General features: G+C 59.4%; 10 protein-coding genes. 2 read left to right on the top strand and 8 right to left on the bottom strand.

Annotation, left to right across the window (positions count from 1 at the left end; all coding sequences use genetic code 11):
- Positions 1–13: 13 nt before the first annotated feature.
- Positions 14–2,035 carry an alpha-1,4-glucan--maltose-1-phosphate maltosyltransferase gene (locus tag IEY47_RS05100; protein WP_188982074.1) on the bottom strand — a complete coding sequence of 674 codons (2,022 nt, stop codon included), beginning with the start codon at positions 2,033–2,035 and terminating at the stop codon, positions 14–16.
- Positions 2,036–2,494: 459 nt separating this feature from the next.
- On the opposite strand from IEY47_RS05100, the gene IEY47_RS05095 reads away from it, so the two are divergent.
- Complete coding sequence (locus IEY47_RS05095; RefSeq protein WP_188982073.1) at positions 2,495–2,677, top strand: con-10 family general stress protein; 183 nt, start codon at positions 2,495–2,497, stop codon at positions 2,675–2,677.
- A 51-nt stretch (positions 2,678–2,728) separates the two neighbouring features.
- Here IEY47_RS05095 and ku read toward each other — a convergent pair whose 3' ends face one another.
- Together ku and IEY47_RS05085 are read right to left on the bottom strand one after the other, a co-directional pair.
- Positions 2,729–3,631 carry a non-homologous end joining protein Ku gene (ku, locus tag IEY47_RS05090; protein ID WP_188982072.1) on the bottom strand — a complete coding sequence of 301 codons (903 nt, stop codon included), beginning with the start codon at positions 3,629–3,631 and terminating at the stop codon, positions 2,729–2,731.
- A gap of 284 nt (positions 3,632–3,915) precedes the next feature.
- Positions 3,916–4,932: a zinc-dependent alcohol dehydrogenase family protein gene (locus IEY47_RS05085; protein WP_188982071.1), complete on the bottom strand. Its 1,017-nt coding sequence runs from the start codon at positions 4,930–4,932 to the stop codon at positions 3,916–3,918.
- Positions 4,933–5,107: 175 nt separating this feature from the next.
- Here IEY47_RS05085 and IEY47_RS05080 point away from each other — a divergent pair, with 175 nt between their 5' ends.
- Positions 5,108–6,025, top strand: coding sequence for a LysR family transcriptional regulator (locus IEY47_RS05080; protein WP_229779220.1), 918 nt, complete (start codon positions 5,108–5,110; stop codon positions 6,023–6,025).
- Positions 6,026–6,046: 21 nt separating this feature from the next.
- Here the strand turns inward: IEY47_RS05080 and IEY47_RS05075 are convergent, their stop codons facing one another.
- From IEY47_RS05075 to IEY47_RS05055, 5 genes are all read right to left on the bottom strand, one after another.
- The gene (locus IEY47_RS05075; RefSeq protein ID WP_188982070.1) at positions 6,047–6,589 is read right to left on the bottom strand and encodes a chorismate mutase; all 543 of its coding nucleotides are present in this window, start codon (positions 6,587–6,589) and stop codon (positions 6,047–6,049) included.
- A gap of 368 nt (positions 6,590–6,957) precedes the next feature.
- The gene (locus IEY47_RS05070) at positions 6,958–8,460 is read right to left on the bottom strand and encodes an efflux transporter outer membrane subunit (protein ID WP_188982069.1); all 1,503 of its coding nucleotides are present in this window, start codon (positions 8,458–8,460) and stop codon (positions 6,958–6,960) included.
- Positions 8,457–11,561, bottom strand: a complete 3,105-nt coding sequence (locus tag IEY47_RS05065; RefSeq protein ID WP_188982068.1) for an efflux RND transporter permease subunit — start codon at positions 11,559–11,561, stop codon at positions 8,457–8,459. The genes IEY47_RS05070 and IEY47_RS05065 overlap by 4 nt, the downstream gene beginning before the upstream one ends.
- Before the next feature lie 31 nt (positions 11,562–11,592).
- The gene (locus tag IEY47_RS05060; RefSeq protein ID WP_188982067.1) at positions 11,593–14,685 is read right to left on the bottom strand and encodes an MdtB/MuxB family multidrug efflux RND transporter permease subunit; all 3,093 of its coding nucleotides are present in this window, start codon (positions 14,683–14,685) and stop codon (positions 11,593–11,595) included.
- Positions 14,682–15,884: an MdtA/MuxA family multidrug efflux RND transporter periplasmic adaptor subunit gene (locus IEY47_RS05055; protein ID WP_188982066.1), complete on the bottom strand. Its 1,203-nt coding sequence runs from the start codon at positions 15,882–15,884 to the stop codon at positions 14,682–14,684. The genes IEY47_RS05060 and IEY47_RS05055 overlap by 4 nt, the downstream gene beginning before the upstream one ends.
- Between the last annotated feature and the right edge of the window lie 19 nt (positions 15,885–15,903).

The following is a 15,903-nucleotide window of genomic DNA, read 5'->3' as shown; positions in this document are numbered from 1 at the left end:
AGGAGACGTCCCTTCAGCCGTTCAGTGGGGAAAAGCGCCAAATGCCGAATGGCGACAGCTGCGGGTCCAGGCGCGTGGTCTGGACCTTCCCGTGCCACTGCCAGCGGTGGCCGTTCATGAGGTCTTCACCCTGGCTGCTGGCGTCGTCCGGCAGGCCGAACTCCCATAGCGGCAGCTCGAACTGCGCTTCGTGCGCGTTATGAGGGTCGAGGTTGACGGCGACGAGGATGAAGTTCGACAGGTCGGCAGTGCGCTTGCCGAAATAAAGGATGTTGTCGTTCCAGCAGTTGAACACCTTCAAACCCAGGTGCGTTTGCAGTGCGGGGTTTTGCCGGCGGATGCGATTGAGCTGGGTGATCTCGGCGACAATGTTGCCGGGTGCGTTGTAGTCGCGGGGACGGATCTCGTATTTCTCCGAATCCAGGTATTCCTCTTTGCCGGGCACTGGCGCTGATTCGCACAGTTCGAAGCCCGAGTACATTCCCCATAACCCAGACCCCATGGTCGCCAAGGCCGCGCGGATCAGGAAACCTGGACGGCCGCTGGATTGAAGGAAATACGGATTGATGTCGGGCGTATTGACGAAAAAGTTTGGCCGGTAGCATTCACGCAGCGGCGACTCGTTCAATTCCGTCAGGTACTCGGCAAGCTCGGCCTTGGTGTTGCGCCAGGTGAAATAGGTGTAGCTCTGGTTGAACCCCACCTTGCCCAAGCGCGCCATCATGGCAGGCCGCGTGAAGGCTTCGGAGAGGAACATCGTGTCGGGATAGCGACGACGAACATCCCCGATCATCCATTCCCAGAAGGGCAAAGGCTTGGTGTGTGGGTTGTCGACGCGGAAGATCTTCACCCCCGCTTCCACCCAATGCACCACGACATCACGTAACGCCGTCCATAGCTCGGGGACGGCATCCTCGGCGTAGAAGTCGACGTTGACGATGTCTTGGTATTTTTTTGGTGGGTTCTCCGCGTAACGGATCGTCCCGTCCGGGCGCCAGGCGAACCAGCCTGGGTGCTGTTCCAACCACGGATGGTCTTGCGAGCACTGGATGGCGAAGTCCAGGGCAATTTCAAGGTTGTGCTTGGCGGCTTCGCTCACCAGTGCGCGGAAATCGTCCAGCGTTCCCAACTCGGGATGGATCGCGTCGTGCCCGCCTTCATGGCTGCCGATTGCATAAGGGCTACCTGGATCTTGGGGGCCCGCTTCGAGTGAGTTGTTCTTCCCTTTGCGATGAGCACGCCCGATGGGGTGGATCGGCGGGAAGTACAGTACGTCGAAGCCCATGTCACGGACAGCGGGCAGGCGGCTCATCACGTCACGCAGGGTGCCATGGCGGTTCGCATCGTCGGTACACGAGCGAGGGAACAGCTCATACCAACTCGCGAAGGTGGCGCGTTCGCGCTCGACGTCCAGCGGGTAAGCGCGCGTCACGGCGAGGTGCGGCTTGGCGTCGGCGGTCGCCATCGCAGCGTTCACTTCGGGCGACATCAGGAAATTAACGCGAGAGTCCAGCTCATCGTGCTCGGCCGGCATCCGCTCGAGTAGCGCATCGAGCACTTCTCGTGCCTCACCTTCGCTTCGATTCCGGGCGCTCTCCAAATGTTGGCGGCCCTCGGTTAACTCGAGGGTTACCGGAACCCCGGCAGCGTGCTTCTTACCCAGTTCGTAGCGGTAGGTCTCGTAGATGTCCCACCAGGCTTCAATGCGAAATTGATGCAGAGCCGGCCGATCGGGCACGAAGTGCGCGGACCAAAAGTCGTTTCCCATAGGGACCAGTTTGACCCGCTGCCAATCGCCATCGTCTGCCGCACGCCAAAGCAGCGATGCCGCTAGTTGATCGTGTCCGTCCGCGAAGATCCGACAAGACACATCGACGCGCTGCCCAATGCCAGTCTTGACTGCAAAGCGCCCCTCATCGAGCGCTGGAGTAACTGACTCGATGGCTATACGCGGCATACGTACCGCGTCGTCTAGGCGCAATTCAGCGCCTGCCTCGGGGTGCCAGTGTGCGTCATACGATGGGGCTTGGGTCATAAATCCTCTCTTCGGGTCTTGGAACCTGTTGACGATCTATCGTGCGTCGGCGCTGCTCCTTCCTTTCCCGACCGGAAGGCTCGCAGGCCGCATGCCTTGCATCGCTTCGGTGGGAAAGGACGTGAACAGGTACCACGTAAAATTGAGGCGTCCCCGGGGACTACGTGCTGGCATTTCCAACGGTGGAATGCTCACCTACCCGACTACGGAACAGTGGACCGGCTGACGGTGCAGGTAATGCCAGCGCCAGTCGTGCTTGAACTTCTTTATTCGAAGCAGCGCCATCTGCAAAGTTCAGTGTGTGTATCGGTGCAAACCCGCGTCATTTGGGCCGCTCATCGGGCCACTCGGGAAAGCCTGCCCCTACCGACCGAAGGCAGGAACTCCACCCAAAAACGCTCCCTCCATTGGAGACGAGCGCGCCGTTTCGCTGCGTGCCGGACGACGGAGGAAAGCACAATGACTCAATATCAGGGTGGTAAGGGCAACTTCGCGGAAGACCCACGCCGCGCGGCCGAAGCAGGCCGAAAAGGCGGACAGATGAGTGGCGGTAACTTCAAGAACGATCCGGCGCGCGCCTCTGAGGCAGGCCGCAAGGGAGGCAAATCCAGCCGCAGCCGTAGTGAGTCGAGCGATTCTTGAGAGGCGTACCGGACGAGAAATGCGCGGTTCGTCCGGTCTTTTCAGCGCGTACTAGCTCGCTTTCTTACGCGTACCCGTTGCTGATTTAGGCTTTGCCGCAGGCTTTCGTGCGGTTGTCTTGGAGGTGGACTTCGATGACGACGCCTTTGCAGGTGCCTTCTTGCCATTGCCTCCTCGCAAGCTGCGCTTGAGTAGTTCACTGAGATCGATGACCTCCGCCCCACCCGTCTCGCCGTCATCCACTTCACCGACATCTTCGATTCGGCCTTTCTTCGCCTTTTGCTCGACCAGAGCCATGATCTGTTCCTGGAACGAATCCTTGTATTGAGCGGGGTCCCACTTTTCGCTCATGTCTTCGACTAAGCGGGTCGCCATGTCCAACTCGCGCTTGTTCAGCGTCGGCCGCAGGCTATCTTCGTCGAGCTCGAGCGCATCCAAGCTGCGCACTTCGTTGCCCCAGCGCAAGGTATTCAGGACCAGCGCGTCGCCCAACACCATCACGACCGCCAGATGTTGTTTCGTGTGCAGAACCACGTTGGCAAGACCTGCCTTGCCGGTCTTGTTCAATGTTTCACGGAGCAACGCGTACACCTTTTCCCCTCGCAGGTCTGGCTTGAGGAAGTACGGTTTCTCGATGTAGAGGAAAGGAATGTCGGCGGCGTCGACGAATGCGATGATGTCGATCGTCTGGGTGGCCTTGGGGTGCGCTTTGCGGATTTCGTCTTCGCTGATGACGACGTAGCGACCTTTCTCGTACTCGACGCCTTTGACGATATCCTCGCGCTCGATGTCTTCGCCGGTCACTTTGTTAATGCGCTTGTACCCGACGGGATCCATGCTGCGCTTATCCAACCAATCAAAATCCACGCCTTTTTGCGCTGTCGCAGGTACGAGTGCGACAGGAATATGGACCAGCCCGAAGCTGACGGCGCCTTTCCAGATAGTACGAGCCATGAAGATCGTTCCTGCGAGGAATACTTATGGTCGACTTGGCGCTAGGGATGAAAGTTCGGGAAGTCTGATTCAGATAAAGCGGTCTACGGGAACACGTAACGCGCGTAACTAAATTGGTGAAGAGGTCGTGAATGTAATCGCGAGTATGGCTCGCTCCCACCCCGTCCGATCGACAGCGATCGTTATCTTGTGGGAGCGGGGGCGGCCATCCGCCGGGACGGCGATCCGCGGGGCAACCGTCCGCCATGCCAGATAGATGTACCGCTAAGAGCGCCGGAGTGGACTCAAACCTTCAAGACAACCCGTCCACGCTTGGGCCCGCTTTCAAGAAAACGATGCGCCTCATGTACTTCGTCGAACGAAAATACGCGCTGGACGTCCGTACGAATGAGCTTGTCGGCAGTCAGTTGATTGATGCTGGCAAGTGCGTCGCGCATCGCCTGATCGTCCCGCGGTATGCCCAGCTCCGGACGTCCCGTGAAGTCATGCAGGCAATGCAGGAAGAACTTGAAGTTCTTCTCGAACGCGGCACACGCAGGGAAAGGCGTCTGGTTGCCACCCGTCAATCCATAAAGGATGAGCTTGCCGCGCGGCGCCATGACGTCCCCAAGCAGGGCCATTTGCGGACCGCCACACGCATCGAGTACGACATCCACGCCGTGCCCATCGGTCAGCTTGGCCAAGCGGCTGACGAGGTCCTCTTCCTCGGTGACAATGACGCGCTCGGCGCCCAATGCCTGGAGGTAGTCCCGATCCTCACTATCATCGGTCGTGGCAAACACCTGCGCCCCGGTCTGCCGGGCGAGTTGCAAGGTAGCCGGCCCCGAACAATGGCACGCATTCGTGATCAACACACGTTGGCCGGCCTGCACGTGGGCCAAGTGATTGAACGCGAAATAGCCAATTAGCTGCCCCAGGTAATGAACGCACGCTTCTTCAGGGGACAACACATCTGGATAGTGAGTGATGGACGTCACCGGCAGGCGAACCAATTCGCCATACGCCGGATAGACATTCACGTCATGCCCACCTGGAAAACTGGCGATACGGTCGCCGACTCGATAGCCGACCACACCATCACCTACAGCCTCAATGACGCCGGCTAATTCGTTACCTAACCCTGCGGGTAAACGGGCATGTTGCGGAGCAATGTCCTGACGCCAAAGCGCGTCGTTCCAACTGACGCCGATTGCTTCGGCACGCACCAGCACTTCGCCTTTTCCAGGCGCCTCGACCGGTTGCTCTTCGATCTTGAGCACCTCTGGTGGCCCGAACTGATGAAAGCGGATCACGCGTGGCATAGGATCCTCATCTGCTTGATAGTAATCACGATGCAGGAGACTTTATCTGCCTTGCCGCCACAACTCCACCCGCCGACATCAATAGTCGACATGTATAGCGATGATGCACCCTCTTCTGAAACGGCGAATACGAAGCGTATGATGCGCGTTTCGCCGCTTCGCCTCGAGTGATCGTATGAACCGCAACGACCTGCGTCGATTGGACCTGAATCTACTGATCGTCTTCGAAACGTTGATGCATGAGCGCAGCGTGACGCGTGCGGCTGAAAAACTGTTTCTAGGTCAGCCTGCCATCAGTGCTGCACTGGCCCGTCTGCGCAGCCTGTTCGACGATCCGCTGTTCGTACGCACTGGCCGGACGATGGAGCCGACTACGCGGGCGCAGGAAATTTTCGTATTGCTGGTGCCCGCCCTTGATTCGATCTCCACGGCGGTAAGCCGCGCCAGCGAGTTCGACCCCTCGACCAGCAAGCAAGTCTTCCGGATCGGGCTGTCGGACGAAGTGGAATTCTCTTTGCTGCCCTCATTGTTGCGGCGGCTGCGTGTTGAAGCGCCAGGCGTGGTGCTGGTTGTCAGACGTGCAAACTATCTATTGATGCCTGGCTTGCTGACGTCGGGCGAAATCTCAGTAGGCGTGAGCTACACCGATGAACTGCCGGCGAACGCTAAGCGCAAGACCCTTCGCCGCAGCCGCCCCAAGGTCATGCGCGCAGACAGCATCCCGGGGCCGTTGAGTATGGACGACTTCTGTAACCGCCCTCATGCGATGGTGTCGTACGCGGGCGATCTCAATGGTTTCATGGACGAAGAGCTATCGGCACTTGGCAAGACGCGCCACGTGGTACTGGCAGTGCCGCAATTCAACGGATTGAATAGCTTGATCGCCGGTACGGACATCGTCGCCACCGTGCCTGATTTTGCCGCGGACACGCTAGCTGCTGCTGGCGGTTTGCGTGTGGAGCCATTGCCGTTCGAAACAGGGCGCGCGTTCGAATTATCGATGGTCTGGCGGGGCGCGCAGGATAACGACCCCGCCGAGCGCTGGCTGCGCTCGCGTATACAGATGTTCATTGGCGACCCGGATACGCTGTGACGGCCTAGATGAAGCGCTGCGCTATTGTTTCTGAAGCGTGACGCGCTGGAGGGCATCCCAGAGCCGCTGCTTATCGGAATCACTGAGGTTTCTCTGCTGCAACGTTCGCATGAACGCCGTCTGTTCGGTAAACGGCGCTCCTTCTTTCAATGCAGTGCTGATGGCCTGCAGGATGAGGTCGTTCAGGCTTCCAAGCTCGCCTCTGACACGATCCAGCGGCTGAGGCTGCCATTCCGGCTCCGGTGCCGAGAGCCAATCCGCTCGGTAGCGATACTGTATGGCTTTTGCCGCGTCCATCTGCGCTTGGATGAAGGCTTGCATAGCCTCGCTGGCAAGGCCCAGTTCTTTGGCTTGCGCGACCGACGAGTCCAGTACCTTCCGCTCTTGCGCGAGGTCTTCCACGGGCAAATGATTGATCGCCTTGTAGCCGGCAACATCCTTCATGTAGCCCAAACGCTTGTTGATCAGCGAAGCAACCTCCTCCCCGACAGCGGGAGCTGCAGGTAGCGAGGCAGAAAAAAGCAGTCCAGCGGATAACAGCCCTACAGCAATCAAGTTGCTCATTGCGCGTGCACCTCTCTGTTCATCTTCATATGGATCAGAAGTGTGTGGCGCCAAATGGATTTACGTTCACAGGAGCGCACTGATGCAGCACGAGCGCGTTTGTATTTTCAGTGGATGACGAGGCGAAAACGGTCTAGTACCGCTCCAGGACTCGATCGGCCAATCACCCGCGTCGATTTAAACATTCGCCTCGTTCGATTCGCGGTGATGTCCGGCACCGATCACACTGCAACGCATCCTTGTCGTGGCCGCTCCAGCCCGCATGGTGTGTGTTCCTCTCCGTCGGCGACTGCCCGACATCCCCTCCGCGACCCTTGCTCCTGGTCGCGGTTTTTTTTTGCCCGTGTCAGGACGCGCTTGCTCGCCGGTCAAGGTAAGGCGTCTTGCAGCAACGCTTCGCTATCCCAGCCGCCGCCCAGCGCCGCAATGAGCTGCACGCTTGCCGTAAGCTGAGTGCCAAGCAAGGTCAACGCGCTGCGTTCGTTATTGAGCGCCGTTGCTTGTACGTTCACCACATCATTGAAGTCGATGGTTCCCGCGCGGTACTGGTTCTCGATCAAACGCAAGGACTCGCGGGCGGATTCGAGGGCTTCCTGCTGCACGCGAGATTCGCGATCGAGCACCTGAAGTTGGACGAGGTAGTCTTCCACTTCACGGAAGCCTGTCAGCACGGCCTGACGATAGTTGGCGACGGTCTGGTCGTAAGCCGCTTCCGTGCGCTCAGATTCCGCGCGCCGGGCGCCGCCGTCGAATAGCGTCAAGGCAAGGGACGGTCCGAGCGACCAAAAGCGGTTGGGCACGCTAAACAGGTCGTTGAACGCGCTGTTGGTATAGCCGCCGTTAGCCGATATCGACAGATCCGGGTAATACGCCGCCTTGGCCACACCGATGCGGGCATTGGCCTCCTGCACGCTACGCTCGGCCGACGCAATGTCGGGGCGCCGTTCGAGCAACTCCGACGGCAGCGCCTGAGGCACCACAGGCAGGCGTGGTATGGATTCGAGCGTCGCCAAATCGAAGGACGACGGTGGTACGCCGATCAATACCGCTATGGCGTTTTCCAACTGCGCGCGCTGCCATTGCAGATCGATCGCCTGGGCTTGCGTGCTTTTCAGCTGCGTAAGCGCCTGACTCACGTCCGAGCGTGGGACGATCCCAGCCGTGTATTGGTTTTGCGTCAACCTGAGCGATCGCTCGTAGGCCGAGACGGTCGCGTCGAGCAACCGCTTTTGCTCGTCCATAACGCGAAGTTGCAGGTAGTTTTGTACCAATTCGGACTGCAGACTCAAGCGCGCCGCCGCGAGATCAGCGTAACTCGCCTGCGCGGCCGCGCGATCCGCTTCGAGCGTTCGCCGCAAACGTCCCCAAAGATCCAGCTCCCAGGTAGCGCCCAGCGAGGCTTGATAATCTTCCGATACGCCAGAGCCGCGAACCGTGCTAACTGAATTGCCGCTACCACCCGACACGATGCCGCTGGATCCGCCTCCACGCCCTGCGCGCGTTACCCCGCCATCGGCGCTGATCGTCGGGAAAAAGCTCGCACGCGCACTTCTGACCAACGCGCGTGCCTGTCGATACTGGGCTTCAGCCGCCGCCAGGCTTTGATTCGAAACGTCGAGCTGACCGACCAATTCGTCGAGTACTGGATCGTTGTAAAGGCTCCACCATTCGCCTCGATGCTCGGTATCCGCCGGTAACGCGGACTTCCAGCCGTCCACATGCTCATATTGCGCAGGCACCAACGCCGCGGGCCGGTGGTAGTCGGGCCCAACACTGCACGCGCTTAGCGCGAGGCTGGCGGACACAATGAGGACGGACTTGCGCAGCTTGAAAACGGATGCCAGCGGGATGTTGGAAGACGAACGACTCATAACGGATTTTCCAGGGCAGCGTCGGTACGCGCACCGCGCCAACGATTGAAACGATGACGCAAGCGGTCGAAGAACACATAGACCACCGGCGTGCTGTAGAGCGTGAGCAACTGGCTGAGAATCAGACCGCCGACAATAGCCACACCCAATGGATGACGGGTTTCGGACCCCTCGGACGTGTCGAGCAGTAACGGCAACGCTCCGAACAAGGCGGCAAGCGTGGTCATCATGATGGGGCGGAAACGCAACAGGCAGGCACGGCGAATGGATTCGATTGGCGACAGGCTGTCGTGGCGTTCGAGCTGCAACGCTAAATCAATCATCAGGATGGCGTTCTTTTTCACTACGCCAATCAGCAGGAACAGCCCAAGCAACGAAATCAGGCTGAACTCCTGACCGAACAATTGAATGGCGAGCAACGCCCCAACGCCAGCGGAGGGCAAGGTCGACAGGATTGTCAGCGGATGAATGTAGCTTTCATAGAGCACGCCGAGCACCAGGTATACCAAGACCAGCGCGGCGAGGATCATGAATGGCTGGCCTTGTTGCGCTTCAACGAACGCGCTGCCAGTACCGCCCATCATGCCCTGAACTTCGTTCGGCAGTCCCACGCCCGCCACGGCTCGGTTCACAGCGGCCGTCGCCTGATCGAGGCTGACACCTTCGGCCAGCGTGAACTCGATACTTTCATCCGCGAATTGCCCGTGGTGCGAGACCCGGTCCTGTTCGAGGCTAGGCTCCCAGCGAGCGATCGTCGACAATGGGATACGGTCGCCGTTATCGGTGATGACCTTCACTTGCGACAGAACCTCAGGCCCGGTCGCGTATTTCGGATCGATCTCCATCACGACCTGATACTGGTACATGTTGTCGTAGATCGTGGCGATCTGACGTTGGCTGAACGCGTTGTTGAGCACCGCGGTTACCATTTCGACATCGATTCCGAGGCGCTTCGCGTTTTCCCGGTCGATCACGATTCGGACCTGCTGAGCCCCCTTCCCGTCCGTCGTATCGACGTTCTGCAGTTCAGGCAGCGCCGCCAACGCGTCTCTTACACGCGGCACCCACGTGCGCAACGCATCGAGATCGTTTGCTAGGAGAACGTATTCGTTTTCAGTGCCGCGATCCTGTCGCCCGCCGAATTGAAGATCCTGACTCGCCATCAGGTACATCTTGGCGCCAGGAATCTTGGGCGCGTTCTTGCGCAGCCGCTCGATCACCGCGTCTACGCTTTCTTTACGCTCGTCCAGCTCCTTGAGTCGAATGAGCACTGTCGCATTCCCAACACCCGTCTGCCCGCCCACGAAGCCCGCCACTGCAGCAACCGCGGGATCGCTCACGAGCAACTTGCGGTATGCCTCCATCTTCGGCTGCATGACACTGAACGACAGTCCATCTTCACCTCGAATGAAGCCCGTGATCTGGCCAGTATCCTGGGAGGGCATGAAGGTCTTCGGTACTGCGATGTACAGATAGACGTTCAATACGATAGTCGCGACGAGGCCCAGAAGCATGAGCGTGGAATGACGAAGCGACCAATCCAGGCTTCGCGCATAACGGTCCATGACTATTGTCTGCACGCGATGGCCGATGCGTGCGAATCGGCCCGGTTCGCGCTTTTCCTCCACCCGTAGCCAACGCGCGCAAAGCATGGGCGTAAGCGTCAGCGAGACCACGAGCGAGACCAGAATTGCTGCCGTGAGCGTAATGGAAAACTCGCGGAACAGATTGGCGACGAAACCGCCCATGAACAAGATCGAGAGAAACACCGCGACCAGCGACAGGTTCATGGACAGCAGGGTAAAGCCCACTTCGCGGGTACCTTTCAACGCGGCCTCAAGTGGCGGTTCACCGCTCTCCATATGCCGAGCGATGTTCTCCAGTACCACGATCGCATCGTCGACCACCAACCCAGTCGCAATGATCAGCGCCATCAGCGAAAAGTTGTTGAGGGAGAATCCCCAGAGGTACATGACGGCGAAGGTGCCGACCAGCGAAACAGGCACAGCGAGCGCGGGAATCAGCGCAGCCCGCCAGCGGCCCAAAAACGCGAGCACGACGAGGATGACGAGGCCAGTCGCGATGATGAGCGTGCGCTCCGCTTCGTGCAGCGTGGCGCGAATGACCGGCGATCGGTCCAGGGCAATGTCGAGGTTCGCCGCTTCTGGCATCACCGCCCTCAACTCTGGCAACTGGGTCCTGATGGCGTCGATGGTCTCGATGATGTTTGCATTCGCCTGACGATTGACGACCAGCAAGATCGCATTCTGGTTATTGAAATACCCTGCGTTGTAACGGTCTTCCACATCGTCTTTGACCGTGGCGATATCGCTCAACCGGAGGATTGCACCGTTCTCTTCGCGGATGACCAGATTGGCGTAGTCCTTCGCCTGATACAGCTGATCGTTGGCCTGGATCTGCCAATGCCGCGTGTCGTTCTCGATGGCGCCCTTGGGACGTTGCGCAGTCGCCGCGGAAATGGTTTCCCGGACCTCATCGAGCGCGATGCCGTAATGATCGAGCTGGCGCGGCTGAACGGAAACGCGTACCGCAGGCGTGCCGCCGCCGCCAATGAGCACCTCGCCAACGCCAGAAACCTGGGCAATTTTCTGCGAGACGATGTTGTTCGCAATATCACGTAGCTGAGCTCGGGACATGGTGTCGCTGGTCATGGCCAGCACCATGATGGGCGACTGCGAAGGATTGATCTTGCGATAGGTCGGCATGTTTTTCATGCCACTGGGCAACAGCGGACGCGCTTTGTTGATCGCGGCCTGAACCTCTCTAGCCGCCGAATCGATGTTTCGACCGATATCGAAGAGGATGATGATTCGGGTATTGCCCTGACTACTGCGGCTCGTCATCTCACTGATGCCGGCAATGCTGCCCAAGGCGCGTTCCAGGGGTGTTGCCACGGTCGACGCCATGACCTGCGGGCTTGCGCCGGGCAAGTTCGCGGTGATCGTGATCGCCGGGAAGTCCATCTTCGGCAACGGCGAAACCGGCAGCAGCCCATAGCTGATCCCGCCCAATAGCAGGATTGCGACGCTCAATAAGAGCGTCGCAACTGGGCGCAGGATGAAGGGGGCAGACAGGTTCAAACCCGCAACTCCCCTACCCTGGTCGGCGCTTTCATACCGTAGCCCCCGACGCCGCACGGCCCCGCAAGCGGCGCGAGAGTCGATCGAAATACAGGTAAATGACCGGCGTCGTGAACAGCGTCAGAACTTGACTAACCAGCAGTCCGCCGACCATGACCAAGCCAAGCGGCTGCCGCAGTTCGGCGCCTGAACCACTGGCAAGCATCAGCGGAATCGCACCAAACAGCGCCGCAAGTGTGGTCATCAGAATGGGCCGGAATCTCAGCAGCGCGGCACGATAGATGGCGTCATGCGGGGCCATCCCTTCCTGACGTTCGGCTTCGAGTGCGAAGTCGATCATCATGATTGCGTTCTTCTTGACGATGCCGATCAGCAGGATGATGCCGATTACGGCAATCAGGCCCAGATCATTACCCGTCAACAACAACGCCAGGAGCGCGCCGATCGCTGCCGATGGCAGCGTCGAAAGAATCGTGATCGGATGGATGTAACTCTCGTACAGCACGCCCAGCACAATGTACATCGTCACGACGGCCGCGAGGATCAACATCAGCGTGCTAGACAACGATGCGCGGAATGCTTCGGCCGCGCCCTGGAAGGTCGTTTCGACCCCGACGGGCAAACCGATTGCCTGCTCGGTTTGCTCGATCGCGGCAACCGCTTCACCCAATGACACGCCCGGCGCAAGGTTGAACGAGAGCGTTACCGCCGGAAACTGGCCGATATGGCTAATCAACAAGGATGACGGTCGCTCGCTGACTCGCGCAAGGGACGCCAATGGCACTTGCTTGTCATCGGTGGCCGCGACATGGATTCGACGCAACGATTCCGGGCCGACGCTGCCGGCCGTCTGGGCTTCCAGCACGACCCGATACTGGCTCGCCTGCGTGAAGATCGTGGAGATTTGCCGCTGACCAAAGGCATCGTAGAGCGCATCGTCGATCGCCGAAATGCTCACCCCCAGGCGCGAGGCAAGATCGCGATCGATATCCAGATAGACCTGCAACCCCTCGGTTTGCAGGTCGCTGTTCACGTCCGTGAGCTCAGGGCGCGAACGCAAGGCATCCACCAGCTTCGGTGTCCACTCCTCCAGCAGCGCGGAGTCAGGTGAACCCAGAGTGAACTGGAATTGGGTTCGGCTTACCCGGTCTTCGATCGTCAGGTCCTGAACCGGCTGCATGTAGAGCCGTATGCCAGGAATACGATCGAGCTGAGGACGCAGACGCTCGATCACGTCACTGGCAGTGACGTCACGGTCGCCATGGGCTTTTAGATTGATGAGTACCCGACCGCTGTTCAGCGTTAGGTTGTCGCCGTCGACGCCAATGTAGGACGACACGCTGGCTACCGCGGGGTCCTTGCGAATGACGTCGGTCAACTGCTGCTGCCGTTCGCTCATCGCGGTGAAGGAAATGGTTTGTGGCCCTTCAGAAACGCCTTGGATGACGCCAGTATCCTGCACCGGGAAAAAGCCCTTGGGTACCGCGAGATAAAGCAGCACCGTCACCGCCATGGTCGCGATCGCAACGAGCAGCGTCAGGGGCTGGTGGCGTAGCACCCAGCGCAGTCCCACCGCATAACGGTCGATCATCCAGTCGATGACGCGGCCCGCGCCGCGATAGAAACGGCCCTGGTCCTCTTCCCGCTCGTGCTTGAGCAAACGCGCGCACATCATTGGCGTCAACGTCAGGGAGATCACCAACGAGATAAGGATCGCGACGGCAAGCGTGATGGCGAATTCGCGGAACAGGCGCCCGACCACGTCTGCCATGAACAGCAGCGGAATCAATACCGCAATCAGTGAGAACGTCAGGGACACCAAGGTAAAGCCGATCTGCCGCGCGCCTTTGAGCGCAGCGTTCATCGGCGTTTCCCCTTCTTCGATATGCCGCGCGATGTTTTCCAGCATCACGATGGCATCGTCGATCACGAAACCGGTCGCGATCGTGAGCGCCATCAGCGTCAGGTTGTTGATCGAAAAACCCGCAAGATGCATCACGCCAAATGTGCCGATCAACGACAACGGCACCGCAACCGAAGGGATGATCGTCGCTGAAAACTTACGCAGGAACAGAAACGTCACCAGCACGACGAGCCCAATCGCCAATACCAGCTCGTGCTCGGTATCGGTCACTGCCGCCCGTATCGTTTGCGTACGATCGGTCAGCGGGATGACCTCCACGTTGTTCGGCAGCGTCGAGGTAATGTGCGGCAGCAGGGCCTGGACCCGATCCGCGACATCGATGACATTTGCGCCCGGTTGCCGCTGGATATTCAGCAGCACCGCTTCGTTCTCGTTGGCCCACGCCGCCAGTCGCTCGTTCTCCGCGCCATCGACGATGGTCGCCACATCCTTGAGGCGCAACGTCGCGCCGTTTTCATAGTTGAGGATCAGGTTGCGGTATTCGTCCGGCGATTTGAGCTGGTCGTTCGCATCCAGCTGCGTCACGCGTGTGGGACCGTCGAAGCTGCCCTTGGGCTGGTTTACGTTCGATGCGTTGATCAACGAACGCACGTCCGAGAGGTTCAGCCCGTAGGAAGCAAGCACTTCTGGATTGACGCGGATTCTGACGGCGGGCCGTTGCCCGCCGGCGAGCGTGACTAAGCCCACACCGCTAATCTGCGATATCCGCTGCGCCATGCGGGTGTCCACAAGGTCGTTGACCTCGTGCATCGCCATGGTCTTGGACGTAATCGCCAGGGTGAGTACCGGTGTATCCGCCGGGTTGACCTTGTTGTACACCGGCGGCGACGGCAGATCATCCGGCAGCAGGTTGCTGGCGGCGTTGATGGCAGCCTGCACTTCCTGCTCGGCCACGTCCATGTTCACGTCGAGACCAAAACGTAGCGTAACGACAGACGCACCACCGGAGCTGCTAGACGCCATTTGCTCAAGTCCCGGCATCTGCCCGAACTGTCGCTCCAATGGCGCGGTGACGGCACTGGTCATGACCTCAGGGCTGGCGCCCGGATAAAGCGTCATGACCCGAATCGTCGGGTAATCCACCTGCGGCAATGCCGAAACGGGAAGCATCCGGTAGGCGATCAAGCCACTGAGAAAGATCGCCACCATCAGCAAGGTGGTGGCGACAGGCCTCAGGATGAACGGGCGGGAGATACTCATGCTTGACGGTTTTGCAACGGTGCCGGCACAGTCTTACCGGGTTCTGCGTCCTCGATGACCTCTACCTGGCTGCCTTCGCGCAGTTGCTCGGTACCCTGTACGGCGACGCGCTCTCCGGTCTTCACGCCGCTTTCGACAACGATGTTCGGGCCGTCGGTTGGCCCCACGTCCACTTTCCGGACTTCCACCTTGTCACCCTCGCCGATGACATAGACGAAGGTACCGATGGAGCCGTACTGGATGGCATCAGAGGGCAGTAGCGTAGCATTGGCGATCGTTTGCACCTGGAGGCGGACGTTCACGAACTGGTTGGGAAAGAGCGACTCATCTTCGTTATCGAAGCGCGCTTTCAGGCGAACGGTACCCGTTGTAAGGTCGATCTGGTTGTCGATGCTCTGCAAGACGCCCTGTGCCAGGCGATTGCGTTCACCCCGGTCCCACGCTTCGACAACAAGAGCCGACTGCTCTCGACGCGCTTTGAGTACTTTGGGCAGGTCGCTTTCTGGCAGCGTGAATGCGATCGAGATGGGTTGGGTTTCAGTGATGACTGCCAGCGGCGTGGTATCGCCGGCGGCGACGAGGTTGCCAACGTCCACCTGACGCAAGCCAACACGTCCTGCTATCGGTGCGCTAACACGCGTGAATTGCAAATCAAGCTTCGCCTGCGCGACCGCCGCCTGGTTGGCGCGAATCGTCCCCTGGTATTGCGCAACCAGCGCCTCTTGAGTATCCAGCGTCTGCCGCGCGATCGAATCCTGCGCGAACAACCCTTTGTAGCGGTCGTAATCGATCTGCGCGTTCTTCAGTTGCGCTCGATTCTCCTGCAGCGTGCCTTCGGCTTGCTGCAAGGCGACTTCATAGGGGCGCGGATCGATCACCGCTAACACATCTCCCGCCTTGACCCGCTGGCCTTCTTCGAATCGGATTTCGGTCAAAAGCCCATCGACCCGTGCGCGTACATTCGCGGTATTGAACGCGGTCACGGTACCCAGGGCCGTAAGGTTCACTGGGAAGTTCGCCTCGCGGGCCACAGCCGCCCGGACAGGAACCGGTTCCTGTCCGCCAGGCGCCGGCTGCTCTGGATTGTTTGCTGCAGGCCATAACCACCAGGCAATCAATGCTGCGACAGCCACTAAAACAATAAAAAGAATACGGAATCGCGAAGAGCGAGAAGAACTCGGGGGGGTTGCAGCAGACATGAAAGGCATTCGCATTTGA

It is taken from the genome of Pseudomonas matsuisoli, from assembly GCF_014647635.1.
Classification (GTDB): Bacteria; Pseudomonadota; Gammaproteobacteria; order Pseudomonadales; family Pseudomonadaceae; genus Pseudomonas_P; species Pseudomonas_P matsuisoli.
This window is presented reverse-complemented; position numbering and strand designations above follow the sequence as displayed.

Bases quoted from the DNA above. Each gene is read 5' to 3' on its own strand.
- IEY47_RS05100 (WP_188982074.1), bottom strand. From the start codon at position 2,035: ATGACCCAAGCCCCATCGTATGACGCACACTGGCACCCCGAGGCAGGC.
- IEY47_RS05095 (WP_188982073.1), top strand. From the start codon at position 2,495: ATGACTCAATATCAGGGTGGTAAGGGCAACTTCGCGGAAGACCCACGC.
- ku (WP_188982072.1), bottom strand. From the start codon at position 3,631: ATGGCTCGTACTATCTGGAAAGGCGCCGTCAGCTTCGGGCTGGTCCAT.
- IEY47_RS05085 (WP_188982071.1), bottom strand. From the start codon at position 4,932: ATGCCACGCGTGATCCGCTTTCATCAGTTCGGGCCACCAGAGGTGCTC.
- IEY47_RS05080 (WP_229779220.1), top strand. From the start codon at position 5,108: ATGAACCGCAACGACCTGCGTCGATTGGACCTGAATCTACTGATCGTC.
- IEY47_RS05075 (WP_188982070.1), bottom strand. From the start codon at position 6,589: ATGAGCAACTTGATTGCTGTAGGGCTGTTATCCGCTGGACTGCTTTTT.
- IEY47_RS05070 (WP_188982069.1), bottom strand. From the start codon at position 8,460: ATGAGTCGTTCGTCTTCCAACATCCCGCTGGCATCCGTTTTCAAGCTG.
- IEY47_RS05060 (WP_188982067.1), bottom strand. From the start codon at position 14,685: ATGAGTATCTCCCGCCCGTTCATCCTGAGGCCTGTCGCCACCACCTTG.
- IEY47_RS05055 (WP_188982066.1), bottom strand. From the start codon at position 15,884: ATGTCTGCTGCAACCCCCCCGAGTTCTTCTCGCTCTTCGCGATTCCGT.